Origin of the sequence: Microbispora rosea, assembly GCF_044460045.1 — a bacterium.
Classification (GTDB): domain Bacteria; phylum Actinomycetota; class Actinomycetes; order Streptosporangiales; family Streptosporangiaceae; genus Microbispora; species Microbispora rosea.
Genome location: NZ_JBITJO010000001.1, coordinates 774,239 through 799,490 on the forward strand (window position 1 = coordinate 774,239; position 25,252 = coordinate 799,490).

General features: G+C 71.0%; 24 protein-coding genes. 12 read left to right on the forward strand and 12 right to left on the reverse strand.

The annotated features are described in order from the left end of the window. Positions 1-81 precede the first annotated feature (81 nt). Positions 82-1,272, forward strand: a complete 1,191-nt coding sequence (locus tag ACIBK1_RS03720) for a hypothetical protein (protein ID WP_396732042.1) — start codon at positions 82-84, stop codon at positions 1,270-1,272. On the opposite strand, the gene ACIBK1_RS03725 is transcribed toward ACIBK1_RS03720, so the two are convergent. Then, positions 1,156-1,578 (reverse strand): hypothetical protein, encoded by a 423-nt coding sequence (locus ACIBK1_RS03725; RefSeq protein ID WP_081903886.1) that lies wholly within the window; start codon positions 1,576-1,578, stop codon positions 1,156-1,158. The two genes, ACIBK1_RS03720 and ACIBK1_RS03725, sit on opposite strands and share 117 nt — an antisense overlap. Beyond that, complete coding sequence (locus ACIBK1_RS03730; protein WP_030510978.1) at positions 1,575-2,687, reverse strand: molybdopterin-dependent oxidoreductase; 1,113 nt, start codon at positions 2,685-2,687, stop codon at positions 1,575-1,577. The genes ACIBK1_RS03725 and ACIBK1_RS03730 overlap by 4 nt, the downstream gene beginning before the upstream one ends. 484 nt (positions 2,688-3,171) lie before the next feature. Here ACIBK1_RS03730 and ACIBK1_RS03735 point away from each other — a divergent pair, with 484 nt between their 5' ends. From ACIBK1_RS03735 to ACIBK1_RS03745, 3 genes are all read left to right on the forward strand, one after another. Continuing rightward, positions 3,172-4,629: an MDR family MFS transporter gene (locus ACIBK1_RS03735; RefSeq protein ID WP_231514100.1), complete on the forward strand. Its 1,458-nt coding sequence runs from the start codon at positions 3,172-3,174 to the stop codon at positions 4,627-4,629. A 327-nt stretch (positions 4,630-4,956) separates the two neighbouring features. Continuing rightward, entirely contained in the window at positions 4,957-6,414 is a 1,458-nt protein-coding gene (locus tag ACIBK1_RS03740) for an MFS transporter (RefSeq protein ID WP_051762361.1), read from the forward strand. 134 nt (positions 6,415-6,548) lie between these two features. Continuing rightward, positions 6,549-7,373, forward strand: coding sequence for a helix-turn-helix transcriptional regulator (locus ACIBK1_RS03745; protein ID WP_396732048.1), 825 nt, complete (start codon positions 6,549-6,551; stop codon positions 7,371-7,373). A 239-nt stretch (positions 7,374-7,612) separates the two neighbouring features. On the opposite strand, the gene ACIBK1_RS03750 is transcribed toward ACIBK1_RS03745, so the two are convergent. The 4 genes from ACIBK1_RS03750 to ACIBK1_RS03765 all read right to left on the reverse strand — a co-directional run bounded on the left by ACIBK1_RS03750 (position 7,613) and on the right by ACIBK1_RS03765 (position 12,685). Then, complete coding sequence (locus ACIBK1_RS03750) at positions 7,613-8,803, reverse strand: endo-1,4-beta-xylanase (protein WP_036408340.1); 1,191 nt, start codon at positions 8,801-8,803, stop codon at positions 7,613-7,615. A gap of 50 nt (positions 8,804-8,853) precedes the next feature. Continuing rightward, positions 8,854-9,483 (reverse strand): polysaccharide deacetylase family protein, encoded by a 630-nt coding sequence (locus ACIBK1_RS03755; protein ID WP_396732051.1) that lies wholly within the window; start codon positions 9,481-9,483, stop codon positions 8,854-8,856. Positions 9,484-9,815: 332 nt separating this feature from the next. Next, a complete protein-coding gene (locus ACIBK1_RS03760; RefSeq protein WP_396732054.1) occupies positions 9,816-11,819 on the reverse strand; it encodes an ABC transporter ATP-binding protein in 2,004 nt (667 codons plus the stop codon). A gap of 32 nt (positions 11,820-11,851) precedes the next feature. Then, positions 11,852-12,685 (reverse strand): TetR family transcriptional regulator, encoded by an 834-nt coding sequence (locus ACIBK1_RS03765; protein WP_396732057.1) that lies wholly within the window; start codon positions 12,683-12,685, stop codon positions 11,852-11,854. 190 nt (positions 12,686-12,875) lie between these two features. Here ACIBK1_RS03765 and ACIBK1_RS03770 point away from each other — a divergent pair, with 190 nt between their 5' ends. Next, positions 12,876-13,610, forward strand: coding sequence for an alanyl-tRNA editing protein (locus tag ACIBK1_RS03770; protein ID WP_357316557.1), 735 nt, complete (start codon positions 12,876-12,878; stop codon positions 13,608-13,610). Positions 13,611-13,634: 24 nt separating this feature from the next. On the opposite strand, the gene ACIBK1_RS03775 is transcribed toward ACIBK1_RS03770, so the two are convergent. Both ACIBK1_RS03775 and ACIBK1_RS03780 read right to left on the reverse strand, forming a co-directional pair. Then, positions 13,635-14,249 (reverse strand): GNAT family N-acetyltransferase, encoded by a 615-nt coding sequence (locus tag ACIBK1_RS03775; RefSeq protein WP_396732060.1) that lies wholly within the window; start codon positions 14,247-14,249, stop codon positions 13,635-13,637. Next, positions 14,246-14,791, reverse strand: coding sequence for a DinB family protein (locus tag ACIBK1_RS03780; protein ID WP_363421807.1), 546 nt, complete (start codon positions 14,789-14,791; stop codon positions 14,246-14,248). The genes ACIBK1_RS03775 and ACIBK1_RS03780 overlap by 4 nt, the downstream gene beginning before the upstream one ends. 59 nt (positions 14,792-14,850) lie before the next feature. Between ACIBK1_RS03780 and ACIBK1_RS03785 the strand changes: the two genes are divergently transcribed. Next, positions 14,851-15,807 carry a helix-turn-helix transcriptional regulator gene (locus ACIBK1_RS03785; RefSeq protein ID WP_396732063.1) on the forward strand — a complete coding sequence of 319 codons (957 nt, stop codon included), beginning with the start codon at positions 14,851-14,853 and terminating at the stop codon, positions 15,805-15,807. Positions 15,808-15,866: 59 nt separating this feature from the next. Here ACIBK1_RS03785 and ACIBK1_RS03790 read toward each other — a convergent pair whose 3' ends face one another. After that, positions 15,867-16,685, reverse strand: coding sequence for an oxidoreductase (locus ACIBK1_RS03790; RefSeq protein ID WP_396732066.1), 819 nt, complete (start codon positions 16,683-16,685; stop codon positions 15,867-15,869). A 240-nt stretch (positions 16,686-16,925) separates the two neighbouring features. Between ACIBK1_RS03790 and ACIBK1_RS03795 the strand changes: the two genes are divergently transcribed. Then, the gene (locus ACIBK1_RS03795; RefSeq protein ID WP_142619189.1) at positions 16,926-17,636 is read left to right on the forward strand and encodes a helix-turn-helix domain-containing protein; all 711 of its coding nucleotides are present in this window, start codon (positions 16,926-16,928) and stop codon (positions 17,634-17,636) included. 33 nt (positions 17,637-17,669) lie between these two features. On the opposite strand, the gene ACIBK1_RS03800 is transcribed toward ACIBK1_RS03795, so the two are convergent. Then, complete coding sequence (locus ACIBK1_RS03800; protein ID WP_396732068.1) at positions 17,670-18,515, reverse strand: PIG-L family deacetylase; 846 nt, start codon at positions 18,513-18,515, stop codon at positions 17,670-17,672. An 80-nt stretch (positions 18,516-18,595) separates the two neighbouring features. On the opposite strand from ACIBK1_RS03800, the gene ACIBK1_RS03805 reads away from it, so the two are divergent. Next, positions 18,596-19,075 (forward strand): hypothetical protein, encoded by a 480-nt coding sequence (locus tag ACIBK1_RS03805; RefSeq protein WP_231514097.1) that lies wholly within the window; start codon positions 18,596-18,598, stop codon positions 19,073-19,075. A gap of 52 nt (positions 19,076-19,127) precedes the next feature. On the opposite strand, the gene ACIBK1_RS03810 is transcribed toward ACIBK1_RS03805, so the two are convergent. Further along, positions 19,128-20,327, reverse strand: a complete 1,200-nt coding sequence (locus ACIBK1_RS03810; RefSeq protein WP_197042843.1) for an MFS transporter — start codon at positions 20,325-20,327, stop codon at positions 19,128-19,130. Positions 20,328-20,475: 148 nt separating this feature from the next. Here ACIBK1_RS03810 and ACIBK1_RS03815 point away from each other — a divergent pair, with 148 nt between their 5' ends. Then, positions 20,476-21,174, forward strand: coding sequence for an alpha/beta fold hydrolase (locus ACIBK1_RS03815; RefSeq protein WP_036408336.1), 699 nt, complete (start codon positions 20,476-20,478; stop codon positions 21,172-21,174). Between the two features lie 7 nt (positions 21,175-21,181). Here ACIBK1_RS03815 and ACIBK1_RS03820 read toward each other — a convergent pair whose 3' ends face one another. Next, entirely contained in the window at positions 21,182-22,132 is a 951-nt protein-coding gene (locus ACIBK1_RS03820; RefSeq protein WP_030510959.1) for a sigma-70 family RNA polymerase sigma factor, read from the reverse strand. Positions 22,133-22,259: 127 nt separating this feature from the next. Between ACIBK1_RS03820 and ACIBK1_RS03825 the strand changes: the two genes are divergently transcribed. The 3 genes from ACIBK1_RS03825 (at position 22,260) to ACIBK1_RS03835 (ending at position 25,230) form a co-directional block, all read left to right on the forward strand. Further along, positions 22,260-23,690, forward strand: a complete 1,431-nt coding sequence (locus tag ACIBK1_RS03825; RefSeq protein ID WP_396732073.1) for an MFS transporter — start codon at positions 22,260-22,262, stop codon at positions 23,688-23,690. A gap of 199 nt (positions 23,691-23,889) precedes the next feature. After that, positions 23,890-24,312: a nuclear transport factor 2 family protein gene (locus tag ACIBK1_RS03830; RefSeq protein ID WP_396732076.1), complete on the forward strand. Its 423-nt coding sequence runs from the start codon at positions 23,890-23,892 to the stop codon at positions 24,310-24,312. A 72-nt stretch (positions 24,313-24,384) separates the two neighbouring features. Further along, entirely contained in the window at positions 24,385-25,230 is an 846-nt protein-coding gene (locus tag ACIBK1_RS03835; protein WP_396732079.1) for an MBL fold metallo-hydrolase, read from the forward strand. The last annotated feature ends 22 nt before the right edge of the window (positions 25,231-25,252 follow it).

Below are 25,252 nucleotides of genomic sequence, written 5' to 3' on the forward strand. Positions count from 1 at the left end.
CGAGACATCTCGTCTCGTGTACGGTTGATGCGAGACGAGGCATCTCGTCTCGCAGAAGAGACTCGTGAAGAGGAGCGCGCTGTGAGCGGAAACCCCGCCACCACCGTCGTAAGCGGCTTCACCGTGGAACGCCGTGACCGATGGTCGATGCGTACGCCCGACGGGACCCCGTTCCTGTCCATCGGGGTCGTCCACGCGGACGACACCAACCTGCGGTATCCGCACAACATCGGGATCTACCGGACCCGGTACAGGGGATCACGCCGGCGCTGGCTGCGTGAGGGACTGGTGCCCGAGATGAGGTCGTGGGGGTTCAACACGATCGGCTGGACCTCGGAGTACGTCAGCGGCTCCGGCCTCGCCACGGAGGGCGGCGCCGTCGACCTCGGACACTCGGACGGCCTGCCGCCCGACGAGCTCGCCGGGGCGGGCCTGCCGTACACGCTGTCGCTGCGGGTGGCCGAGATCGAGCTGTGGAACGGGTCGCCGGCCTACCGCGATCCCCGCGCGCCGGCCTTCGCGGAGTGGTGCGATCATCTGGCCAGGACGCTGTGCCGCCCGGACGACCCGAATCTGCTCGGCTACTTCCTCGTCGACGTGCCCTGCTGGGGCCCGCACCCTGCGGGCGGCGGCTACCCGGCCGACGAGCTCCCCGCGATCGCGGAGGCCTACTATCGCGTCGCCACCGAGGCGATCCGGCGTCACGACCCCCACCACCTGATCCTCGGCGACCGTTACGGCACCCGAGCCGGGGTGCCCGAGCCGGTGCTCGACGCCATGGCGCCGTACGTCGACGTGCTGTCGGTGCAGGCGTTCCCCCCTCCCGGGCCCGGCCACCTGGACGCGGCGCTCGACCGCATCGACCGATGGCACGAACGCACCACCCGGCCCGTCCTGATCGCCGACACCGGCAACTGGTGCCCGACGACGATGAGCCCGGGCCGTACGGGCTCCTGCCGGGACCAGCGGGAACGCGGAGCGGGTTACACGGCGGCGGCCGAGGCGTTCGCCGCCCGCCCGTGGTGCCTGGGCTGGCACTGGTGCAGCTGGCTCGAGAACCCCCACCGCGGATTCGGGCTGAAGGACCCGTGGGACGAGCCCTACCGGGACCTCGTCGACGCGGTGACCGAGACCAACCACCGGCTGAGCGGGCGTCTATCCACGCCGGCGCCTGGCCTGCAGCCGTACGGCGATCGCGGCCAGGGCCGTCCCGAGGGCGACCAGGCCCAGGACGACGAGCAGGTTGCGCCCGTAGTCCAGCGGCAGAAGTGAGGGGTTGTCGGCCCGGCGGCCGAGACCCGTGACCATCGGCAGGGCGAGGAGGGACAGCATGGCCGCGACGGTCAGCCCGGCCCGCACCGGCGACGGCGAGCGCATCCTGCCGACGGCCACGCCGGTCAGCAGGACCAGCGGCACGAGCACCCCGTCGTGCGCCACGATCAGGCCGCCGAACCACAGGGCCCAGCCGAGCGGATCGGTGAGGTGGGCGTCCACGACCAGGCCGGCGAACCCGGTCACGACCAGTGCGCCGCCGAGCCCGTATCCCAGCAGGCGCGGTGCGTTCACGCCGTTCTTCACGCGGCCACCACCTTCGACACCCACTTGGTCTGCAGCACTCCCGGCCTGTTCGGCGCGATCAGCCGTACGGGGAAACCGTGGTCGGGCGCGAGCGGCGCGCCGCCGATCCGCAGCGCCAGCAGCGTCAGCGGGTCGTTCCAGTGCGGTGGGCGCACCTCGCTCGACCGGTATCCCCCGCCTCTCTCCAGCGACTCGACCGTGAGCACGGCGTCCGGGGCGACGCCCGCCAGGGCGGCGAGATCACGCAACCGGATCCCCGACCATTCGGCCTCGGCGCTCCAGCCCTCCACGCAGGCGATCGGCAGCCGGACGGTGTGCTGGGGGAGCCGCAGCAGGTCGTCGTACGTCAGGGACAGCGGCGTGTGCACCGCGCCGGTCACGGTGAGCCGGTATCCCGGATCGTGGATCACGGTGGTCACTCCCGCCGCCGCGGCGGACTTGTTGACCGGCAGGCCCTGCGGGCCGGTGTGCGGTTCGCGCGGCGCCAGCAGGGCGAGCCCGGAAAGCGGCGCGTACGTCTCGCCCACCGTGAACAGGACGGTGAGGCCCGACGCGGCGGCCACGGTGCCGAGGAAGCGACGCCGGGCCGTCACCACCTCCCGGGGTTCGACCTGCTCCCGTGTCCACAGCTGCCTGCGCACCTTCGCCCATTCGTTGACCACATGAATGATCAGAGCCCCATAGAGGAGATAGGCCGTCCAGTAATGCGCGGCGGGGAAAGAGAACGGCCACAGGTAAACGTACGAGATGTTCAGCAGTCCAGTGATCGACTGAAACAGCGAAGCGCCGACGAGAACGAGCACGAGCCCGCGTTCCACGGCATGGGAGAGCGACCGGAACGGCGGCCACTGCCACAGCTTCGGATAAACGGTCCAGAGTTTCGCGAGAAGTAGCGGAATCGTCGCCAGCCCGCCGATGACGTGGAGTCCCTGCGTGATCCGATAAAGCCCGACCGGCCGGGACGGCCACGCCAGGCGGCCGGGTGGATGCTGCATGAAGTGGCTGAACAGGCCGGTGGCGAAGGCCACGGTGAAGCTGATCCCGAGCCACAGGCCGAGCCGGGCGGCCACCCGCTCGGAATACAGCACGCTGCCGAAACGGCCCGGCACACCCCGCAGAAGTGTTTCGACCCGTTCCCTCGTGACAGAATCACGCACCATCGTCCGGCCTCTTTCTCCGGAATGGCGGCGAATCGCGATCCGCGCCGGAAAGGACATTCGGAAGCACAGTCGCGACCGTACCGCCGCCCGGCCTCGCGAATGCTTACGGATCCATGACGGGCCGCCGGGAGACCCGGGTGGGCCGATCCACGGCGGGACATTCGCGGGACGACCGTCCTCTTTTCGCCGGCCGGCACGCGTTCAGAGCCGGCGCGGCTGCGCTCTCGAACACCCGTGGGGCCGGGGGACCGGTCTCGTGGGCCCCACGCTCCGCGGTCGGTGATGGCGCGTGGGCGTGGGGCTCGGGCGTGGGCGATGAGTTTTGTCGGTGGCGCCTGTCAGGCTTGCCATGAACCGCAAATCGTTGTGGAAGCCCAGGCTGGGACGCCAGCAGCGACCACGTCGTTCCCCGACAACCCCTGATCGAGGTGCCGTGTCCATCGCACAGGTTGATTCCCCCGCCGAACCCGCGACCGCGGTGCCGAGGCGCACCCCGGCCGTGATCCGGCTGCTGGTGCTCGCCACGTTCGTGGTCGTACTCAACGAGACCATCATGATCAACGCGATCCCGCGGCTGATGGGCGCTCTGCACATCACCGAGCAGACCGCGCAGTGGCTCTCGACCGCCTTCATGCTGACCATGGCCGCGGTGATCCCGATCACCGGATGGTTCCTGCAAAGGGTGTCCACCCGCCGCGCGTACGCCACCGCGATGGGTCTGTTCCTGCTCGGCACGGCGTTGGCCGCCGTCGCGCCGTCGTTCGAGGTGCTGCTGGGCGCCCGCATCGTCCAGGCCTCCGGGACGGCCGTGATGATGCCGCTGCTGATGACCACGTTGATGCAGGTGGTGCCCGAGTCGGAGCGGGGCCGCGTGATGGGCAACGTCAGCCTGGCCATCTCGGTCGCGCCCGCGATGGGCCCGACGGTCTCGGGCGTGATCCTTCAGCTCGGTTCCTGGCGGTTGCTGTTCGCCGTGGTGCTCCCCATCGCCGCGATAATCGCCTGGCGCGGCCTGAAGCAGCTCGAGAACGTCGGAGAGACCCAGGTCAGTGCGATCGACTGGTTGAGCGTGGTGACCTCCGCCGCCGGTTTCGGCGGCCTGGTCTACGGACTCAGCCGGTTCGAGGGCGGCGACGTCCGCGTGGCCGCCGCGATCGTGGCAGGGGGCCTGGCCGCCATCGCCGTCTTCGTCGTCCGCCAGCTGTCGTTGCAGAAGCGCGGTGTGCCGCTGATGGACCTGCGCACCCTCCGCCACCGCACCTACACGGTCGCGCTCATCCTGATGTCGGTGGCCTTCATGGCGATGCTCGGTTCGATGATCCTGCTGCCGCTGTATCTGCAGAACGTCCGCGAGCTCACTCCCCTGGAGACCGGACTCCTCGTGATGCCGGGCGGTCTCGCGATGGGGCTGCTCGGTCCCGCCGTCGGCCGCCTGTTCGACCGGTTCGGGGGCCGGGTTCTGGTCATCCCCGGCGCGATCGGAATCGCGCTCGCGCTCGCCGGCCTCACGCAGGTCACCATGACCATGCCGTTCTGGCAGCTCCTGGGGCTGCACGCGCTGTTGATGGTGAGCCTGGCCGCGACCTTCACCCCGGTGTTCACCCTCGGGCTAGGAGCGGTGCCCCCGCAGCTCTACTCCCACGGCAGTTCGATCCTGAACACCCTGCAGCAGGTCGCCGCGGCCTTCGGCACCGCGCTCGTGATCACCGTGATGAGCGCGCGAGCCGATGCCCTGAGATCCGCGGGAGTCACGGAGGCGCTCGCCAACCTCGACGGCATGCGGCTGGCCTTCGTCATCGGCGCCGTGCTGTCTCTGGCCGTGGTCGTCACCGCCGTGCTCCTGCCGGCCCGAGCGGACAGCGTCGTCGAGCCCGGGCAATCCGTCCACTGAGACGGGCCTGACGCCGCCGGAGCGGGACGCGTGGGGCCGGCCGCGAGCAGGACGTCCGCTCCGGGCCCGGCCCGCTCGGTCACGCCGAAGGGCTCGGCGTCGCCCCAGCCGCGACCGCGGCTGACGCTGGTACTCGCGATACCAGCACAGGTCGATTCTGGAGCACGCGGCCGCCGCCGGAGAAGCTTCATCGGAATCTCCCGTTCACACGCCCCAGGAGAGGAAGATGAGCAAGCGAAGCGAGCGAATCATCCTGCACTGCGCGTTTCGCAAGGCGGTCGAAAGTGCGCCTCCGGCGAACGCCGTGCACCGCTGTGAGGTGACGGCATGAGCAGCGTCACCGGATCCGTCCCAGCGAGCATCGGGGAAGCGCGCGACCGCACCCGCTGGTTCGCGCTTCCCGTCATTCTCGTCGGCACGTTCATGACGATTCTTGATTTCTTCATCGTGAACGTCGCCATTCCGTCGGCCCAGGCGGAGTTGAACGCCAGCGACGCGCAGGTCCAGTTCGTCGTCGCGGGCTACGGCGTCGCGTACGCCTCGGGCCTGATCACCGGCGGGCGCCTCGGCGACCTGTACGGCAGGCGTTCGGTGTTCGCCATCGGTCTCACGGCGTTCACCGTGGCCTCGGCCCTGTGCGGCCTGGCGGTGGGCCCGGAGATGCTGGTGATCTCCCGGGCTCTGCAGGGCATGGCGGCCGCGCTCATGTTCCCGCAGGTCCTGTCCATCATCAACGTCACGTACACCGGTGACGACCGGCCGCGAGCGTTCGCCGGATATGGCGCCGCCCTCGGTCTCGCCACCGTCGGCGGGCAGGTGATCGGCGGCCTGCTGATCGCCTCGGACGTGCTCGGGCTGGGCTGGCGGGCCTGCTTCCTGGTGAACCTGCCCATCGGCCTGGTCACGCTGCTCCTGCTGCCGCGCCTGGTCCCCGAGTCGCGGTCCGCGAGCGCGCGCGGTCTCGACCTGGCCGGCGTGACAATCGTGTTCCCCGCCGTCCTGCTGCTGCTCGTGCCCTTGGTGGAGGGCCGGCAGGAGGGCTGGCCCGCCTGGACATTCGTCTCCCTGGCGGCGAGCGTCGTGGTGTTCGCGCTGTTCACGTGGCAGCAGGTGCGCCTGTCCCGGGCGGGCGGCACACCTCTGGTCGAGCCGTCCCTGTTCCGTTCCCGGTCGTTCGTGACCGGTCTGGCCACCGTGCTCGCCGTCTATGGCGGCATGGCCTCGTTCATGCTCGTGATCGCGCTGTACGTGCAGGACGGTCTGCGCTACTCCCCGCTCAGGGCGGGGATGGTCTTCCTGCCCATGGGTGTGGCGTTCTTCGCCACATCCATGAACGCGGCGAAGTTCATCCGCAGGCTCGGTCGCCGCACGCTCACCGCCGGCGCGATCCTGATCGTCGCGGGGGAGGTCTGCCTCGCACTGATCACCCGCGACGCCGGCGCCGGGGTGAACCTGCCGCTGTACGAGGTGCTGACGGCTGTGGCCGGCGCCGGGATCGGCATGGTCGGCGCCCCACTGCTGTCCCAGGTGCTGCTCGGCGTGGAGCCGGAGTACGCCGGGTCGGCCTCGGGCGTGCTGTCCACGGTCCAGCAGATGGCCGGGGCCCTCGGAGTCGCGATCATCGGGATCGTCTTCTTCGGCACCCTCGACGGCGCGAGCGTCTCCCCCGCCGGCTACGGCAGAGCGTTCGCGGCGAGTCTCGTCTACCTCATCGCACTCGCGGCGCTGGCGTCCGTGGTGACCATGCCGAACCGCTGGTGGACCGGACGGTTCCACGCCCGGTGACGCCACCGGACTGATCGCCGATATTTCGCTCGGGGCAAGCATCTTCATCGGGCGATACAACTCCACGACAATGAGATCAAGCCGATTCACGCTGACCGGCCCTGGCCTTGTCACCGCAGGCGTTAGGGGATGCCGTGTCCGACAGGAGCGAGAACAGACAGGAGCTCGCTCAGTTTCTGCGTAGCCGTCGCGCGCGCATAAGCCCCCAGGAGGCGGGGCTCCCCACCGGAGTCCACCGGCGTACGAAGGGCCTGCGCCGGGAGGAGGTGGCCGTTCTCGCGGGGCTCAGCCCCACCTGGTACACCTACCTGGAGCAGGCCCGCGACATCCACCCCTCCCCGCAGGTCCTCGACAGCCTGGCCCGCGTCCTCGGCCTGAGCGAGGACGAGCGCGCCTACATCCACCGGCTCGCGTTCGGCCAGGGGCCGGCCGAGGCCCCGTACGGGTTGGACGTGTCGGCGGAGAAGCTGGTCTCCCAGGTGGTGGAGGTGGCGGGCCACGGCCCTTTTCCGCTGTACGCCGGCAACCGGTACGGCGACGTGGTGGCCTGGAACCGCGCCGCCGCCGACTGGTACACCGACTTCGGCGCGCTGCCCCGGCCGCGCAGGAACATCCTGTGGTGGATGCTCACCGAGCCCGAGGCCAGGAAGCGACTGGTGAACTGGGCCGACGACACGCTCGACGTCATCGCGAGGCTGCGGCTGGCGTACGCCACCAGGACGGCGGACCGGAGGATGCAGGAGCTGGTGGGCGACCTGAAGAGCGCCAGCGCCGACTTCCGCGGCTGGTGGCACGAGCAGCACGTGCGGGGGCAGCACCAGCGGACGCGGACGCTCGACGTTCCCGGCCTCGGCCGACGCGCCTTCCGTCTCGTCGTCGCGAGCGTCGTGGACAGCCCGGCGCACTCCCTGGTGATTCACCTGCCGCCGACCGAGGAAACGGGAACCGGCGCCTCCTGAGTCTCGGCCGGCTGCTCAGCGCTTGTTTCGTTCACTCACCCGCTCACCGGGCGGCGCGCAGCAGATGCCGGGCCGCGGCGTGCACGTGCGGGTGAGGTGTCGCAGGCGGGTCTGGTCATCCCGGCGGTCGCACGCCTGGCGGCACATCCCCTGAGAGAGTGCCGCCACGCGTCGTACGGCGGGGTACGGCGCACGGGGCGGCCTCGTGAGCGCGCCCCGTGCCCGTCGCCGAGGAACGGTCAGTGGCGGCCCGGGCCCCCGTCGGCGCGACGCGGAGCGCCCGCGGCCAGGGCGAGGTCCTGCTGGATCACGTAGTACTGCGACTTGGGCTTCAGGTCCGCGTCATACAGCAGGGCGGCGCCCTCCTGCGGGTTGTTGAACCAGCCGGGGATCCAGGAGTAGGTGTCGCCGAAGCCCCAGGGGGTGAACGAGATGCACTCGCGCACCGCCAGGCAGGCCTTCAGGGCGCGGGACCAGTAGCTCTCCTGGGCGTAGGAGGCCAGCGGGCTGGTCGGGGTGTTCACGTTCGGCGCGGCCTCGGTGAACGTGCGGACGTCCACCTCGGTCTCAGCCACCTTCAGGCCGAGGTCCGCGAAGCGCTGCAGGTTGTTCTGCAGGTCCGGGAAGCCGTACTGGGTGTCCAGGTGGCCCTGGAAGCCGACGCCGTCGATGGGCACGCGCTGGGCCTTCAGGGTCTTGACGAAGTCGTACACCGCGTTGCTCTTCGGCCCGGTGAACTCGAGGTTGTAGTCGTTGTAGAAGAGCAGGGCCTTGGGGTCGGCCTCGTGCGCCCAGCGGAAGGCGTCGGCGATGTAGCCGAGGCCGCCCCACGCCTTGTACCAGACGGTCTCGCGCGGCTTCCCGTCGTCGTCGAACGCCTCGTTGACCACGTCCCACTGCCAGATGTCGCCCTTGAAGTGCTTCACCTGGTCCTGGATGTGCTTCTTGAGCAGGGCCTTCAGCTCGTCGTTCGACAGCGTGGTGGTGTAGCCGTCGGAGGAGAGCCAGGTCGGCAGCTGGCTGTGCCACACCAGCGTGTGGCCGCGGACCAGTTGCTTGTTCTCCTTCGCGAAGGAGACCAGCCGGTCGGCCGCGGCCCAGTCGTACGTGCCGCGGGTGGGCTCCACGAGCTGCCACTTCATCACGTTCTCCGGGGTGACGCTGGAGAACTGCTCGGCCGTGATCCGGGTGTAGTCGGCGTTGCTGCCGAGCTCGTCCGTGTTCACGGCGGTGCCGATGCGCAGGCCGACCCGGTCGCCGAGGGCGCGCAGCGAGTCCGCAGGGGGGCGGACGGGCTGGGAGTGCCCGGGGCCGGGCGGATGAGGGGCGGGGGCGGCGCCGGGGTCGGCCGAGGCCGAGCCGGTGAGGGCCGCCCCGCTCAGCAGGACCGTGGCGCTCACGAGGCCGATGGACAGTGCGGAACGAAGCACACGAACTCCTCGGGGGTGAAAGTGGGGGGTTGATGGGTACTGCGGTCAGGTCAGCCCCGCCGGGCGGGCAGCGACAGGTGCCATCCCTCCGACCGGAGCGCGGGGATGACCGTGTCGACGGCGTCGACGGTCTGACTCCGGTCCCCGCCGCCGTCGTGCATCAGGACCACCGCCCCCGGCGTGATCCCTTCTCTCAGGCGGCGGATCAGTTCGGCGGTCCCCGGTGGATCCCAGTCGCCGATGGCCAGACGCCAGCCCAGCGCCTGCATGCCGAGATCGGCCGCGACGGTCGGCGTCTGCCCCCAGTTGCCGTACGGGGCCCGGAAGTACGGGATGTGCGCTCCCGGCACGGCCGCGCGGATGGCGGCGCTCGTCTCCAGCAGGTCGGCGCGGACCCGCTCCGCCGGCCAGGCCGCCATGTCGTCGTGGCGCATGCCGTGATTGCACAGCGTGTGCCCGTCGGCGACGATCCGCCGGACGACCTCCGGGTGCTGCCGCACATGCTCACCCCAGAGGCAGAAGACCGCCTTCGCGTGGTGCTCGCGCAGCACGTCGAGCAGGCGCAGAGTGTCGGGAGGGTTCGGCCCGTCGTCGAAGGTGAAGCCGACCGACAGTCCGCCGCCACGGGTCGAGTCGACGACCGTGGGGGTCGGGTTGTCCGCCAGGGCCGGGTGTGCCATGCCCAGCAGGAGACCTATCGCGGCCAGTGGAACGGCGAGAAGACGTGGCCCGCGTGGGCGCCGGCTTCTGTTGACCACGATGACTCCATCTTCACGCGAGTACGCCCGAAAGTTTCTGTGACGTAACGAAAGTAATGCAGACCATAGGAACGCGATTGTGGTACGTCAAGGGGTCAAAAGCGCCCGGGGGTACGCAGATCTCGCGGACTCGCTGGCGGGAGAGGTGGTCGTGAGTTCCCGGCTGCCCTAAAACGCCCCAGAGTCTCTCCGAAACTTTCGGGCTTCAGGTGTGAGGCGGCCTGCGAACGGGGAGGGCGTGATCACGCGAGGGATCACCCGGCGGCCTTCTCGTCCCAGAGGTACGCCGACGCCTGCAGGGTGAACAACTCCGCGTATCTGCCCTTGAGCCGCATCAGTTCGGTATGGGTGCCGTCCTCCACGAGTGTGCCGTCCTCCAGGAACATGATCCGGTCGGATTGGCGGACGGTGGAGAAGCGGTGCGAGATGTAGAGCGTCGTCTGTCCCGCGGCCAGGGCGCGCAGCCGGGTGAACAGATCATGCTCGGCCTGCGCGTCGAGTGCGGAGGTCGGCTCGTCGAGCACGAGGATCGCGGACCTGCGCATGAACGCCCTGGCCAGCGCGATCTTCTGCCATTCGCCGCCGGACAGGCTGACGCCCTGGTCGAACCACCGGCCGAGCGGGCTGCCGAAGCCCCTGGGCAGCCGCTCGATGCGCTCTGCAATCCCGGCCCGCTCGGCTGAGTCCGCGATCGCCTCCCTGTCCTCGAGCCGAGGGAGGTCGCCGAGGCCGATGTTCTCGCTCGCGGTGGCCTGATAGGTCACGAAGTCCTGGAACATCGCGCTGATCCTGGCCCGGTAATCCTCCGGGTCGTACTCCCTGATGTCGACGCCGTCCAGCAGGATCCGGCCCTCTGTCGGGTCGTACAGCCGGCAGAGCAGCTTGATCAGCGTGGACTTGCCCGCGCCGTTGCGGCCGACCACCGCGACGGTCTCGCCCGGACGGATCTCGAAGCCGACCCGGTCGAGTGCCTTGACGTCGGATCCGGAGTAGCTGAACGAGACCTCCTCGAACCGCACGTGACCGCGTACGTCCGCGGGCATCGGGCGGGGCCGCTCCGGCCTGCGGATCGCCGGGCGGGTGCCGAGGAAGCGATACAGCAGGTCCAGGAACAGGTTGTTCTCGTACATGCCGCTGACCCCGAGGAACAGGCCCTGGACGGAGCTCTGCACGGCGGCCGCGGCGCCGGTGTAGAGCGCAAGATCGCCCAGGGTGAGCCGGCCGGAGACGGCCTGCAGCGCGATGTAGAGGTAGATCCCGGAGCTGGTGAGGGTCGTCAGCATGCTCCAGGCGGCGGCGGCCGCGTTGCGCGTGCCGATCAGCCTGCGCTGCCGTTCGTAGTAGACCTGGCCGAGCCGGCGGAACCGGTCGACGAGGTAGGAGCCGAGCCCGAAGTGCTTGATCTCCTTGGCGTACGTGTCGGTGGTGACGAGCCCCGCCAGATACTCCATCCGGCGGCGGATGGGGGAGCCGAGGAAGTTGAACGCGAAGCTCCGGGCGGAGTATCGGGTCTGCGAGACGAACGCCGGGATCGGGGTGACGAGCGCCACGACCGCGAGCAGCGGGCTGATCGCGATCAGCATGGCGATCATCGTGCAGAACGTGATCACGGTCTTCACCAGGCCGAACGCGGAGTTCATCATCGACAGCGGACGGCTGGGCGCCTCCTGGTCGGCCTGCCGCAGCAGGTCGTAGGACTGGGAGCCTTCGAAGAAGGCGAGATGCAGGGTGCTCGCGTGCTCCATCACGGTGTGCCGGATGGTGAGCACCATCTTCTCCTGCAGCAGCTGCTGCGCGATGTTCGTCAGCGACGTGACGACCGTGGTCAACGTGAAGAGGAGGAACTGCAGCGCGGCCACTGCGATGATCTTGCCGAACGACGTCATGGCGATGCCGGGCAACAGCGGCACCGTCAGCATGACGAGGTCAGGACGGTGCTGGGAGTGCACCTGGATGCCCTCGACCACCGAGTCCATCAGCAGCTTCGTCATGTACGCCGAGGCGGTGGGCAGCAGGCCGCTGACGACGGTGACCACGCCGATCACCACGGTCAGCACGGGACTGGCCCGCCACGTCAGCCCGACCACGCGCGGCAGGCCGCGCACGGTGCCGGCGACCGTCTGCCGGATCCGCCGCCACCGCGACCTCAGGTCCCTGGGCTGTTTTCGCGGCTTGGGGTCCGGAATGTCGATGGGGCCGGTCAGCCCGCTGTCGGCGATGCTGGTCGGGTCGTCCAGCCCGAGTGGCAGGCGGCGCATCGCCGATTCGATGCCGCCCCCACCATGGTCCACTAAGCACCGCCCTGGAACTCGGCGGGTAGTTTCGCCTGGTCGAACGCGCCGTGCAGGAACAGTTCGATCAGCGAGGCCACGCAGATCGGTTCGCTGCCGGCATCGGGCCGGCGGGACCGGGCGAACAGCAGGTCCAGCAGGACGCCCGCGAGCTGGTCGGCGGGCAGGCGCAACGCGGGCTGCTCGGGGGCGAACAGCTCGGCCAGCGCCGCCCTGGTCGCGGCGATGCCGGCGACCCGGCCGCCCCGCTCGCGCGGCTGCCCGGATGCCTCGTCCCGCTCGCGCGGCTGGCCGGACGCGTCGTCCCGCTCGCGCGGCTGGCCGGACGCGTCGTCCCGCTGGTGCGGTTGGCCGGGCGCGTCGCTTCGATTGCGGGGGCCGCTGCGGAAGCCGGAGGCGTGCATCGCGCCGAGCACGCGGCCCATTCTGTCCATGTGCGCCTCCATCGCGGCGGCGGCCTCGTGCAGCCGGTCGTGCAGCGAGATCTCCAACGGGATGGCGCGGATGGCCTCGACCACGTTGTCCGGCCGCAGCGCCTCGGCGATGCAGGCTTCGAGAAGCTCGTCCTTGTCCTTGAACACCCGGAAGATCGTCGCTTCGCCGATCCCGGCCGCCGCGGCGATCTGGCTGGTTTTCACCGCGGCTCCGTACTCGGCCACCAGCGGCAGGGTCACGTGCACGATCATGGCGCGGCGTGCTTCGGGGCTCATGCTCGGGGCCCGGCGCCGGGTCGGCTGCGGGGAGGGGGCCGCCGGGTCAGGGTCGTTCGGCGTACGGGTCGGCTGGGGGGAGGGGGCCGCCGCGTCAGGGTCGTTCGGCTTGGGTTGCGTCATGCCCCGACCGTACGAAGTGAGCGCTCACTCCGTCAAGGCGCTTTTACCGATCCTGATCGTCCGCGGCCCTGCCGCCGCCTGAGTGACGAGGCGATGCCGAGCCCCGGGCCGGGGAAATGCCGCGCGGCTACCGCGTTCGCCCGCACCTGGGACGGGCCTCGGCCCGGCGGCCGTGACTAGACTCGGTGAGGTGACGTTCGATCTTCATGGGCGGACGAGGCGGCTGGAGCTGACCGACCAGGATCTGCGGTCCTTCGAGGCCGTCGTGCTGGAGGCCACGCCGGACGGGATCGTCCTGGACCGATCGGCCTTCTACCCGGGCGGCGGAGGCCAGCCGCCGGACCACGGCGTGCTGTTGTGGCAGGGTGTCGAAACACGCATCGAGGGCGTGCGCAAGGGAGACGACCTCTGTCTCGTCCCGGCGGAGGACGACCCGATCCCGCCCGCCGGCACGGTCGTCCGGGCGGCGGTCGCCGACGAGCGGCGCTCCGCGCTCATGCGCACGCATTCGGGTCTGCACGTGCTGTGCGGCGTCGTGTTCCGCGACTACGGGGCCCTGGTCACGGGCGGCAACATGGAGCCGATGACCGCGCGGATGGACTTCAACCTTCCCGAGGTGCCGCCCGGCTTCAAGGAGGCGATCGAGGACGCGTGCAACGCCGAGATCGCCGCCGACCGCCGGATCGACGTACGGGTGCTGCCTCGTGCGGAGGCCTTCGCGATCCCCGACATCATCCGCACCGCGACGAACCTCGTGCCGGAGGGCATCCCCGAGGTGCGGATCGTCGACATCGTGGGCCTGGACACCCAGGCCGACGGGGGCACACACGTCGCCTCGACCAAGCAGATCGGCAGGATCAAGGTCGCCAAGATCGAGAGCAAGGGCCGCGGCTTCCGCCGCCTCCGCATCGCGATCGCCGACTGACCGGGCCGACCTCCGGCGGGACGGTCAGAAGTCGATCCGTACGACTGCTCGCCTGAGGGTCGGCCTGCTCACCTCGGTGAACCCCGCGTCGAGGAAGACGTCGCGGCTGCCGACGTGGAGCTCGCCCCAGGTGATCTCGACGCCCGGCCTGGTGATCATGGGGTACGCCTCCAGCGCCCGGGCTCCCCGCTCGCGCGCGAAGTCGATCGTGGCGCGCGCGAGCGCGTAGGTCACCCCGCGCCGGCGGAAGCCCTTGCGGGTGACGAAGCAGGTCACGGCCCAGACGCTGTCGTCGGTCTCGTCCTCCTGCCGGCCCTTCCAGGGGACGCGGGTGCGGGTCAGCTGCGGGTAGGCCGTCCGGGGCTCGACCGCGCACCACCCGACCGGCTCGCCGTCCAGGTAGGCCACCAGGCCGCTGGTCGACCGGGCTCCGGGGGTTCCGCAGCCGGTCTGCTCACGCAGGCGCGCGGCACGCTCCGCGTCGGAGACCGAGCGCCATTGATAGGTGAAGATCTTGTAGCGCTGGCAATGGCAGTCCGTCGTGCCGATGACGGCCCGCAGGTCGTCCCACGACGCCCGGTTGGCGGGGACGACGACGAGTCGATCGGCGGGAATCGGCTCGGTGATGTCCTGCCTCATCCCGCCGGCTGGTCCTCTCCGACCAGGCCGTCCACGGCTTCGCGGATGAGATCGGCGTGCCCGGCGTGGCGGGCGTACTCCTCGATCATGTCGATCAGCAGGCGGCGGAGGCTGGGCGACTCGCCGCGTGAGTTGGCGTACGCCGCGAGCCGCCCGAGGCCGCCCTCGGCCAGCGCCTGGCGTACGTTGGCCCGGGAGCGGGCCACCGCGTCCTGCCACAACGTCGTCAACTGCTCGGGACTGTCGTCGGCGGCCGTGCGCCACTCCCAGTCGGGGTCGGCGTCGAAGTCCACGGTGTCCCACGGCGGCGCGGGCGGTCGCCCCAGCAGCTTCTGGGAGAACATGTCGTCCTCGACCAGGGCCAGGTGCTTGAGCAGCCCTCCCAGAGTCATGGACGACGCGGCGACGGTCGCCCGCAGGCCGGCCGCGTCGAGCCCGCCGCACTTCCACGCGAATATCCGGCGCTGGCGGTCCAGGGAGCCCAGCAAGGTGTCGATCTCGTCGCCGGCGACCGGCGGCTCATAAAGGACGTTTTCGGTCATGGGGCACAGGCTACGGTGCATTCCGGACGATCCACTTCCGGAATGCGACGGGTTGCCGAATGACGCACGACGAGAGCCCGACCGCGCGGGCGCTCCTGCTCCTCGAACTGATCCAGAGCAGCCCCGGCATCACGGCGGAACGGCTGGCCGGCCGGCTCGGCGTCTCCGAGCGGGCCGCCCGGCGCTATGTCGGCATCCTGCGCGAGGCCGGTATCCCGATCGAGTCCGAGCGCGGCCGCTACGGGGGCTACCGCATCGGCCGGGGGCTCCGGCTGCCGCCCCTGATGTTCACGCAGGCCGAGGCGCTCGGGCTGGTGATGGCCGTGCTCGACGGTCACCCCGACAACGCGGCGGACCCGGCCGATCCCGTGGGCGGCGCGCTCGGCAAGATCCTGCGGGTGCTTCCCGAGGCGGTCGCCGGTCCGGCCGCGGCCGTACGGAGCCTGAGCGCGAGACACCCCGAGCCCGGGGCCAGGACGCCCAGCCCGGAGACCACCGCCGACCTCGTCCAGGCCTGCGCCGGGCGCCGCCGGCTGCGCCTCGGATATCGCATCCGTCCCGGAGACGAGCGGATCATGGAGGTCGACCCGTGGGCCGTCGTCGTACGCCGGGGCCGGTGGTATCTGCTGTGCTGGTCGCACACGAGGAACGCCCGCCGGGTGCTGCGGGTGGACAAGGTGGCGGGCGTCGAGGCGCTCGACGTGCCGGCCGTCCCTCCGCCCGATCTCGACCCGGCGGAGATGCTGGAGGACCATCTGTCGGCGGGGTGGCGGCACCAGGTGGAGGTCGTCGTCGACGCGCCCGCCGAGGCCGTGGCCGAGTGGGTCCCGCGCAGCCTGGGCCGCCGCGAGCCGATCGACGCGACCACCACGCGCCTGGTGGGCAGCACGGACGAACCGGACTGGTACGTCCGGCAGCTCACGGCGATCCGGGCGCCCTTCCGCATCGTCGGGTCGCGCGAACTGCGGGAGGCCGCCGAAGCCCTGGGCCGGCGCCTCCTCCAGGCCGGATCGTAGAGCGGTTCCTGCTTCTCGGATCAGGTGCGGAGCCGGTTGAGCGGGCGCGCAGGGTCTGGCTATCGGATGGAGCCGGTGACGAGCTTGTCGAACTCGCGGTCCGGCAGCGTCCTGTTGAGTTCGAGCAGTCTGTCGGCCAACCAGCCGACGACGTAGCGGGTCTCGGGCTTGGCGGCTTCGACGGCCTCGCGGATGGCCGCGGCCACGACGCCGGGATCGGAGGCCTGACTGTCCGCGCCGAGTTGCGTCTCGCTCCGCCTGGCCATGGCCTCGGCCATCGCCCCGTAGGCGGTCGCACCGGAGATCTCCCGCAGGTCCTGCGCGGTGTGATCCTCGAACCCCGTCTTGATGACTCCGGGCTGGATCACGACGACCTCGATCCCGAAGGGCTCGACCTCCATGCGCAACGAGTCGGAGTACGCCTCCAGAGCGTGTTTCGTCGCGTAGTACCAGGAGCCCAGCGGCAACGCGATCTCGCCGCCGATCGACGACACGTTGACGATCGTGCCGGACCCCCGCTCGCGCATGTGCGGCAGGACGAGCTGGATCAGCCTGGCCGGTGCGAAGAGGTTCACCTCGAACTGGTCGCGCGCCAACTCCAGGGGGACGTCCTCGGCCGCGCCGTGCACCACGGTGCCGGCGTTGTTGACGAGGACGTCGATCCGGCCCTGCTCCTCGACGATGGTGCGGACGACCCGCTCCAGATCAGCGGGGTCGCGCGCGTCCATCGGGTGCACGTGCCCGCCCGCGTCGCCGATGACGTCCATGTTCCGCACCCGCCTGGCCGCGCCGTACACGATGTGACCCGCCCGCAGGAGTTCCAGCGCGGTGGCCTTGCCGATGCCGGACGAGGCCCCGGTGACGAGTACGACCTTCATGATCAGACCTCCCGGATGGGGACTCCGTGGGCCGGCAGGCCGGCACGGACGGCACGCCGTTCACGACTGGGGAAAGGCTAGGGACGCATTTCGTCCCACGGCAACGAGCTTCTCGTATATTCCCAGCTAGACGCCCTTCGAGTGGTGCAAAGAGCTGTCGCAGAACGCACCGTACGCGCCGTCGTGTTGCGCCCGGCCACCACCGGTTGGGACGATCCGACGAACGACGAGGAGGATCGGATGCCCGCGCGAAGCCGCCTGAGCTTCGACGACCGACGCCGCATCGCCGAAGGGCTGAGGGACGGGCTGACCTACGCGGAGATCGCCCGGCGGCTGGGGCGGCCCAGGTCGACCGTCAGCCGCGAGATCTCCCGGAACGGCGGCCCGCACGGCTATCGGGCCCACCACGCCCAGCAGGCGACGAACTGGCGCGCCCGGCGGCGCCGGCAGGTCCCGCCGCCCGAACTCCCGGACACGTACGGCGATCGGGACGCCCGCACGGTCCAGGAGTTCACCGAGGACTTCACCGCAATGATGATCCAGACGGGCATGTCACCGCTGACGGCCAGGGTGTTCGCCGCGCTGTTCGTCAGCGACGGCGCCAGCCTGACCGCCGCGGAACTGGTCCAACGCCTGCACGTGAGTCCGGCGTCGATCTCCAAGGCCATCCGGTGGCTTGAACAGCGCGGCCTGGTCAGCCGTGGACGCGAGGGCCGGCGCGAGCGTTACGCCGTCGCCGTCGACGTCTGGTATCGCACCTGGTCGGAGAGTGCCAGGTCGATGACACTGTGGGCGGACACCACACGGCGTGGGGCGGACGTCTTCGGCGCCGGCACGCCGGTGGGCCTGCGGCTGCGGACGACCAGCCGGTTCTTCGAGCTCCTCAGCCGCGACATGGCGCAGGCCGCCGAGCACTGGCGGCAGACCGTCTCCCTCCAGCGCCTCCCCTGAAGGCCGCTCGCAGCCGGCCGAGCGGGCGCGAACTCAGCGGAGGCCGGCGAACAGGTCGTCCTCGTGGTCGGGGGCTGCCACCCGGGACGTCGTCCGGATGAAGTACTCGCGCGAGAACGCCTGGTGCTGGGCCTCCGGCGGCATCCGCAGGAAGGGGATGTTCTCGCCTTGGCTCGCGTGGGCCGCCAGCGCCTTCAGCTTGTTCTCCACGTACGGCGAGACGTCCACGACGCTGGTGATGAGCTCGTCGGGCGTGCCGAAGTCGTCGGGGAGCTCGAAGTCGTCCGGAGCCATGCCGTTCGCCCGCATGAACTCGAACATCTGCCGGATGCCCTCACGCGGAACGGCCGTGTAGTAGAACTTGTCCGGAATCCCGGTCTTCTCGGCCGCCGCGACCGCGATGCGATGGGCCTGGATGTGGTCGGGGTGCCCGTAGTTGCCGTTCTCGTCGTAGGTGACGACCACCTGGGGGCGGTAGCGCTCCATCAGCGCGGTGAGCCTTCCGGCGGCCGTCTCGACCGGGACGTTCGCGAACGCGTCGGGGTGGCCGTTGCCGTCCCACCCGTCCATGCCGGAGTCGCGGTAGCCCAGCAGTTCCAGGTGGTCGATCCCCAGATGGGCGACCGACTCGCGCAGCTCGGCCAGCCGCCGCTCTGCGACCGCGGCGTCGTCGTGGCCGGGCTCGCCCGGCTTCACCCCGCCGGGGCCGTCCCCCTGCTCGCCGTTGGTGCACGTCACCAGGACCGTGCGGATCCCCTGGGCCGTGTACTTCGCGAGGATCCCGCCGGTGCCGATCACCTCGTCGTCGGGGTGCGCGTGCACCGCCATGAGGGTGAGCTCTCGATCCATTCCGTCCCCCGGAGTGTCGTTTACCGTCACCCGGACGAGCCTATATCGCCCCTTGAACGTGGCGCGGGCGCGTGTCGTTTGAGGCGGCCCGGCCGGGTTAGGCGACCGCTATGGGGATTTATCGAGACATGGCGGCGGGAGCGGCGGCGGGTGCGGCCGGGACGACCGTGCTCAACGCGATCACCTATCTGGACATGGCGGTGCGCGCCCGCCCGGCGAGCTCGCTGCCGGAGCAGGCGGCCGGTGCGGTCAGCGAGCGGCTCCACGTCGGCCTCGGCGAGGAGGAGGACGCCCGCAACCGTGAGCAGGGGCTCGGGCCCATGCTCGGCATCCTCACCGGCGTCGGCGTGGGCCTCGCCTACGGCCTGTTCCGCCATGCCGTACGGCGGAGGGTCAGCCTCCCGGTCGCGGCGACCGGGGTGGGCATGGCGGCGGCGGTCGCGGGCAGCGCGCCGATGACCGCGCTCGGGCTCACCGACCCGCGTGAGTGGGGTGTCGGCGGCTGGACGGCCGACCTGGTCCCCCACCTCGGGTACGGCCTCGCCACGGTCGCCGCGTTCGAACTGACCAGGTCCCGCCGCCGGCGCTAGGAGCTGGGCGTTAGGAGCTAGGCGTTAGGAGCTGGGCGTTAGGAGCTGGGCGCTAGGAGGCGGTGCGGGAGGCCGGGGCCATCCGAGTGGTCACCAGCCACCAGATGACCAGTTGCAGCAGGGCCAGCGACACGGCGAAAGGCGGCAGCGTCCAGGCGCCGACCCCCTGGGCGATCGCCCCGGTGAGCCAGGGGAACACCGCGCCGCCGACCACCGACACCCCGTTGATCAGCCCGATGGCGGTGGGCACCAGCCGGGCCACGGTGAGCCGAGGCGCCACGGCCATCGTGGTGGGGAAGATCGGCCCGAGCCAGAAGCCGAGCAGCACGAAGCTGACGCTGGCCATCGCGGAGCCCGGCACGAGCCAGGCCAGCATCGTGCTGAGCGTGACTCCGGCCAGGCAGAGGAAGGTCATCCCGGTCGCGGTCATGCCGAGCCGGGTGGCGATCGGGCTGATCAGGAAGCGGCCCAGGGTGAGCCCGAGCCAATAGCCGGAGACGGTGTATCCGGCCAGCAGGTCGCTCTGTCCATGCTCGTCGACCAGGAAACTGAATCCCCAGTTTCCCACGCTGATCTCCAGGCCGACGTACACGGCGAGGAACACCGCGCCGAGCAGGACGGCGGGCTGCCGCGACGCGGTCGCCAGCAGACCGGGACGCTCCGCCTGTTCCTCGGCCGTCGCGGGCGGCGGGGCCTCGCGGGCGGGCAGGGTCAGGTAGAAGCCGATCAGCAGCGGCAGGCAGACCAGGGCCAGGATCAGCCACACGGCCGTCCAGGGCAGGAAGGTCAGGATCCAGGTGGCCAGCAGCGGCCCGAGCAGCGCGCCGACGCCGAAGAACGCGTGCAGGCGGTTGAGCAGCGTCGTCGCCTTGGGCAGGTCGGTGAGGTAGGCGTTCAGCACCGATTCGAAGATGCCCGTGCCGTACCCGGCCACGATCTGGGCCACCAGGAAGGCCAGGAACGGCGGGCGCACGGCCGTGAAGAGGCCGGCCAGCGCGAACGTGCCGCCGCCGAGGATGAGCGAGGCCCGGATCCCGAGGCGGTGGATCAGCGGGCCCGCGGTCGAGCCGGACAGCATGAACCCGGCGGAGAAGGCGAAGAACTGGGTGCCGATCGTGGCCTTGTCGAGGCCGTAGTCGTCGATCTGCGCCGGCAGCAGCACCCCGCCGACGCCGGAGCTCAGGCCGACCAGGATGAAGGTGACATAGGAGAGCGCGACCGGCGCCCACAACTCGCGCCGCACTGCGGACACCTGACCTCCCGCGTACGAGCAGCCTTCCGGCCACCCGGCATGCGGGATCGGCCGTATCCGTGATCAACGGTCATCCCGTTTTCCGGCGACATGTTACTTGGTGTGCCTGTTGCTCCCATAGAGGTTTACCGGGGGTTATCGTCGCAAGGTGACGGATCATGCGAGGGTTCAGGTCAACGGCGTCGGGATCGCGTACCGGACGTACGGTCCGGACGACGCCCCGCCGCTGATCCTGCTGCACGGCCTGGGCGAGGGCATGGCCGGCTGGGACGGCGTGGCCGGCGCGCTGGCCGCCGACCGGCACGCGTACGCCCTGGACCTGCGCGGCCACGGCGCCAGCGACTGGCCGGGGGACTACGGCCTGGAACCGATGCGCGACGACGTCCTCGCCTTCCTCGACGCGCTGTCGCTCGGCCCGGTGGACGTGATCGGCCACTCCATGGGCGGCCTCGTCGCCTACCTGCTCGCCGCGGAGCGGCCGGGCCGGGTGCGGACGCTGGTCCTGGAGGACGTCCCGCCCCCGGTGCCGCGCGACCCGCCCCCGCTCGTACGGCCGGAGGGGCCGCTGCCGTTCGACTGGGCCATGGTGGAGGCGGTCAGGCCCCAGATCGACCACCCCGACCCGGCCTGGCTGGGACGGCTGAGCCGGATCACCGCCCGCACGCTCGTGATCGGCGGCGGGCCGGACAGCCACATCCCCCAGGACCGGGTCGCCGAGATGGCCCGCCGCATCCCCGGCGCCGCGCACGTCATGATCCCGGCCGGGCACCTGGTGCACGAGAACGCCCCCGACGCCTTCGTCCGCGAGGTCACGGCCTTCCTCGGCCGGAGCGAGGCCACGGCCTAGAGCACGGCTAGGCCGTGGGCGGCAGGGAGAAGACGGCGAACAGGGCGGGGTCGCCGAACACGACGTTCCGCGCGATGCCGTCCTCGGCGATCGCGAGCACCTGGAGCGAGTGGGCCCGGAAGACGCCGTCGCCGCCGTCCAGGTAGGCCGCGAGCGCGAGCTGCCCGTTGGCGCGCGTCGGCACCATCCGCCAGGGTCCCCGGGTGGCGCAGACCCAGCGGATGAAGCCGCCGAACGCCTCCCGCCCGGAAAACCACGACAGGAACGGCGGCATCTCCAGGACGGCGTCCTCCCGCAGCAGCCGCTCCAGGGCCTCGACGTCGGCCTTCTCGAACGCCGCGACGTAGCGGTCGAGCAGGTCGCGGCAGGCCGGGTCGTCCGGTTCGAGAAGGTCGTCCTCCGCGGGAGCCGCCTGGGCGAGCTGGGCGCGGGCGCGCTGCAGGGCGCTGTTGACCGCCGCGACCGAGGTCTCCAGCAGGCCGGCGACCTCGCTCGCCCGCCAGGCCAGCACCTCGCGCAGGATGAGCACCGCCCGCTGCCGCGGCGGCAGGTGCTGCAGGGCCGCGACGAACGCCAGCCGGATCCCGCCCCGCGACGCGACGACCGCGGCGGGGTCCACCAGCGCGTCGGGGACGGGCTCCAGCCAGGTCACCTCGGGCAGCCGCCGTTGCGGTCCCGCGTCCGGGTCGTCGGACGGGCCGGTGAGGCCGGACGGCAGCGCCCTGCGCCCGCGCTGGTCGAGTGCCGTGAGGCAGGCGTTCGTCGCGATGCGGTAGAGCCAGGTGCGCGGGGAGGCCCGCCGCTCGTCGTAGTCGCCGGACGCCCGCCACGCCCGCAGCATGACCTCCTGCAGCAGGTCCTCCGCGTCGTGCACCGAGCCGAGCATCCGGTAGCAGTGCGTCATCAGCTCACGCCGGTAGGGCCCGGTGATCCGCTCGAACTCCTCGTCACTCCACATGTGTTCTCCCGCGTCGCGTGGCCGTCACCGGTATCTACCGCCGCGCCGGGCCGGACTCATCGGTCGCCGATGAGTTTTCCGGCCGGTCCCGGTACGTACCGGCGAACCCACTGCGGAAGGACACGAAGTGACACTCAGCCATACCGTCCGCCCCGCGCCGGCCCGTGCCGGGCGGCCCTGGCCGATGCTGGCGGTGCTGCTCGCCGGCCAGTTCATGGGGCTGCTGGACCTCTACATCGTCAACGTGGCGATCCCCAGGATCGGCGCCGACCTGGGGGCGTCCGGCGCCGCGCTGCAACTGGTCGTCGGCGGTTACATCATCGCGTACGCGACCCTGCTGATCACCGGCGCACGGCTCGGCGCGTTGTACGGCAGGCGTCGCATGTACGTGATCGGGGTGGCGGGCTTCACCGCGGGCTCGCTGCTGTGCGGGCTCGCGCCCGACGCCGGGACGCTGATCGCCTTCAGGTTCGTCCAGGGAGCCGCGGCGGCGGTCATGGTCCCGCAGATCATGAGCGTGATCCAGACCAGGTTCACCGGCAGGGCCAGGGCCACCGCGCTGAGCGCGTACACCGCGGTGCTCTCGGCCGGTTCGGTCGCCGGGCTGGCACTGGGCGGGGTGCTGGTCGGCGCCGACCTGGCCGGCACCGGCTGGAGGCCGGTGTTCCTCGTGAACGTGCCCGTGGGCGTGCTGCTGACGCTCGTGGTGCCCCGGCTGGTGCCGCCGGACGCGCCGTCGGACGCGCCATCGGACAGGGCGCGCGGCCAGCGCCGGCTCGACCTGCGGGGCCTCGCGCTCGCGCTGCCCGCCACGCTGCTGGTCGTGCTCCCGCTCGTGCTGGGACGGGAGGCCGGCTGGCCCGTGTGGACGTACGCGTCGATGGCCGCGGGGATCGTGCTCGCCGCCGTGTTCGTCGTGGCCCAGCGCCGTACGGCGGCCCGGGGCGGCGACCCGCTGCTGAACCTGGACGTGCTGCGCGCGGCCGGCATGCCCTCGGGGCTGACGACGCTGATGGCCCTGATGGTCGCCTACGGCGGGTTCCTGTTCACCTTCGCCCTGCACCTGCAGGGCGTCCTCGGGGAGAGCCCGCTGGGTGCCGGGCTCACGTTCCTGCCGATGGCGGCGGCGTTCGGGCTGGGCAGCTTCTACTGGCGCGGGCTCCCGGGGCGGATCCACCACCTGCTGCCACCGGCGGGGCTGGCGCTCAGCGTCCTCGGCACGGCGGCTCTGGCCGTCTCGGTGACCGGCGGCCCGGTGATGTGGGCCGCGCTGGTGATGTACGGCGCGGGGCTGGGCGTCTCGACCAGCCTGCTCACCCACGCCCTGGTTCACGTGCCGTCCGCCCGCGCCGCCGACGCGAGCGGCCTGCTCACGACGACCATGCAGTTCGGCCAGCTCGGCGGTGTGGCGGTGTTCGGCGCGGTGTTCCTCGCCCTGGCCGACCCGCCGCGGCCGGAGGCCATGGGCGCGACCGCCTGGTGGCTGGCGCTGGCCGCGGCGGCGGGCGCGGCGGGCGCGGTCGCCCTGGCCCGCGCCGCACGGCCCCGGCCCGCGTGACCCGAGGCCGGACGGATCGGCGGGATCGGCGCCGGCCCTCGCGCCGATCCCGCCCGCGTACCGCTGCGGGTGTCGTCCATGACTCCGGGGACCCGGCAGGCGTTTCCCCCGTTGCATCCGGCGGTGTTGCGTCTCCTGCGGACGGCCTTTGCCATGGCGGCGTTACCGTGTGGATGTACGCCCTGGGGAGTGATCCGCCATGCCTGACGGCCGACAGCTTGCGGACCGCGTGCTGGACGCGGTGAACGCGCATGACCTGGACCGGCTGTCGAGGTGCTACGACCGGCACGCCGTCCTGGTCACCCCGCTGGGCGTGTGCGAGGGGCGCGAGCAGATCGTCGGCTACTGGGAGAGCCTGTTCAAGGGCTTCACCGACATGGCCATGACGGTCTGGAACAGGGTGGAGTGCGCCGACCCCGGCTTCAGCGAGTGGACGATGACGGGCACGCACACCGGGTCCTTCGCGCTGCCGGACGGTGTCGTGGGCGCGAGCGGCCGGCGGATCACCGTGCGCGGCTGCGGGGCGTGTCACGCGAAGAACGACCTCGTGGTCGCCCACCGGGACTATTTCGACCTGCTGGAGCTGTACTACCAGCTCGGGTACTCGCTCGTCCCCGACTAGCTAACCACCCCCCGCTTTCGGGTGATTTATGGCGGTTTACGTAGCCTGAAAGCCTGGGAGAGGGGAGGCGTCATGCCCGATCCAGCGGACGCGACCGTGTTCTTCGTGGGAAACGCCACCATGATCATCCGTTCTCACGGGTTCACTGTGCTTACGGATCCGAACTTCCTGCACCAGGGGCAGCGGGCCCAACTCGGCTGGGGGGTGAGCACCCGCCGCCGCACCGAGCCGGCGATGGAGGTCACGGAGCTCCCGCCGCTGGACCTGGTCGTCCTGTCGCACATGCACGGCGACCACTGGGACAGGATCGCCAGGAACGGCCTCGACAAGGACCTGCCGATCGTCACCACCCGCCATGCGGCGGCCCGGCTGCGCCGCCAGGGATTCGGCCACGCCGTCGGCCTGGAGCCGTGGGAGTACCACCACGAGCGCCACGGGGACGGCACGCTCACGGTGACGGCCACGCCCGCCCGGCACGCGCCGGGCCCGGCGAACTCGCTGATGCCGCCGGTGATGGGGAGCGTGCTCGACTTCGCGCACGCGGGCGAGGTGGACCTGCGCATGCACATAAGCGGCGACACGATCATGGACGAGTGTCTGTCGGAGATCCCGCGCCGCTTCCCCGACATCGACGTCGGCATCGTGCACCTCGGCGGCACGCGGATCCTCGGCGTCACGGTGACCATGGACGGCGCCCAGGGGGTGGAGTGGCTCAGGCTGATGCAGCCGGAGTCGGCCCTGCCCATCCACTACGACGACTACGCGGCGTTCGCCTCCCCGTTGAAGGACTTCCAGCAGCACGTGCGGCGTGCGGGGCTGTCGCACCTGGTCCACTACATCATGCGCGGCGAGACCTACCGCCTGCCCGTACGGCAAGCCGGCGCACGGCCGCCCCGCCCGGTCGTCGGGCCCGGCTGACAGGGTCGAGTCAAGGCCTATT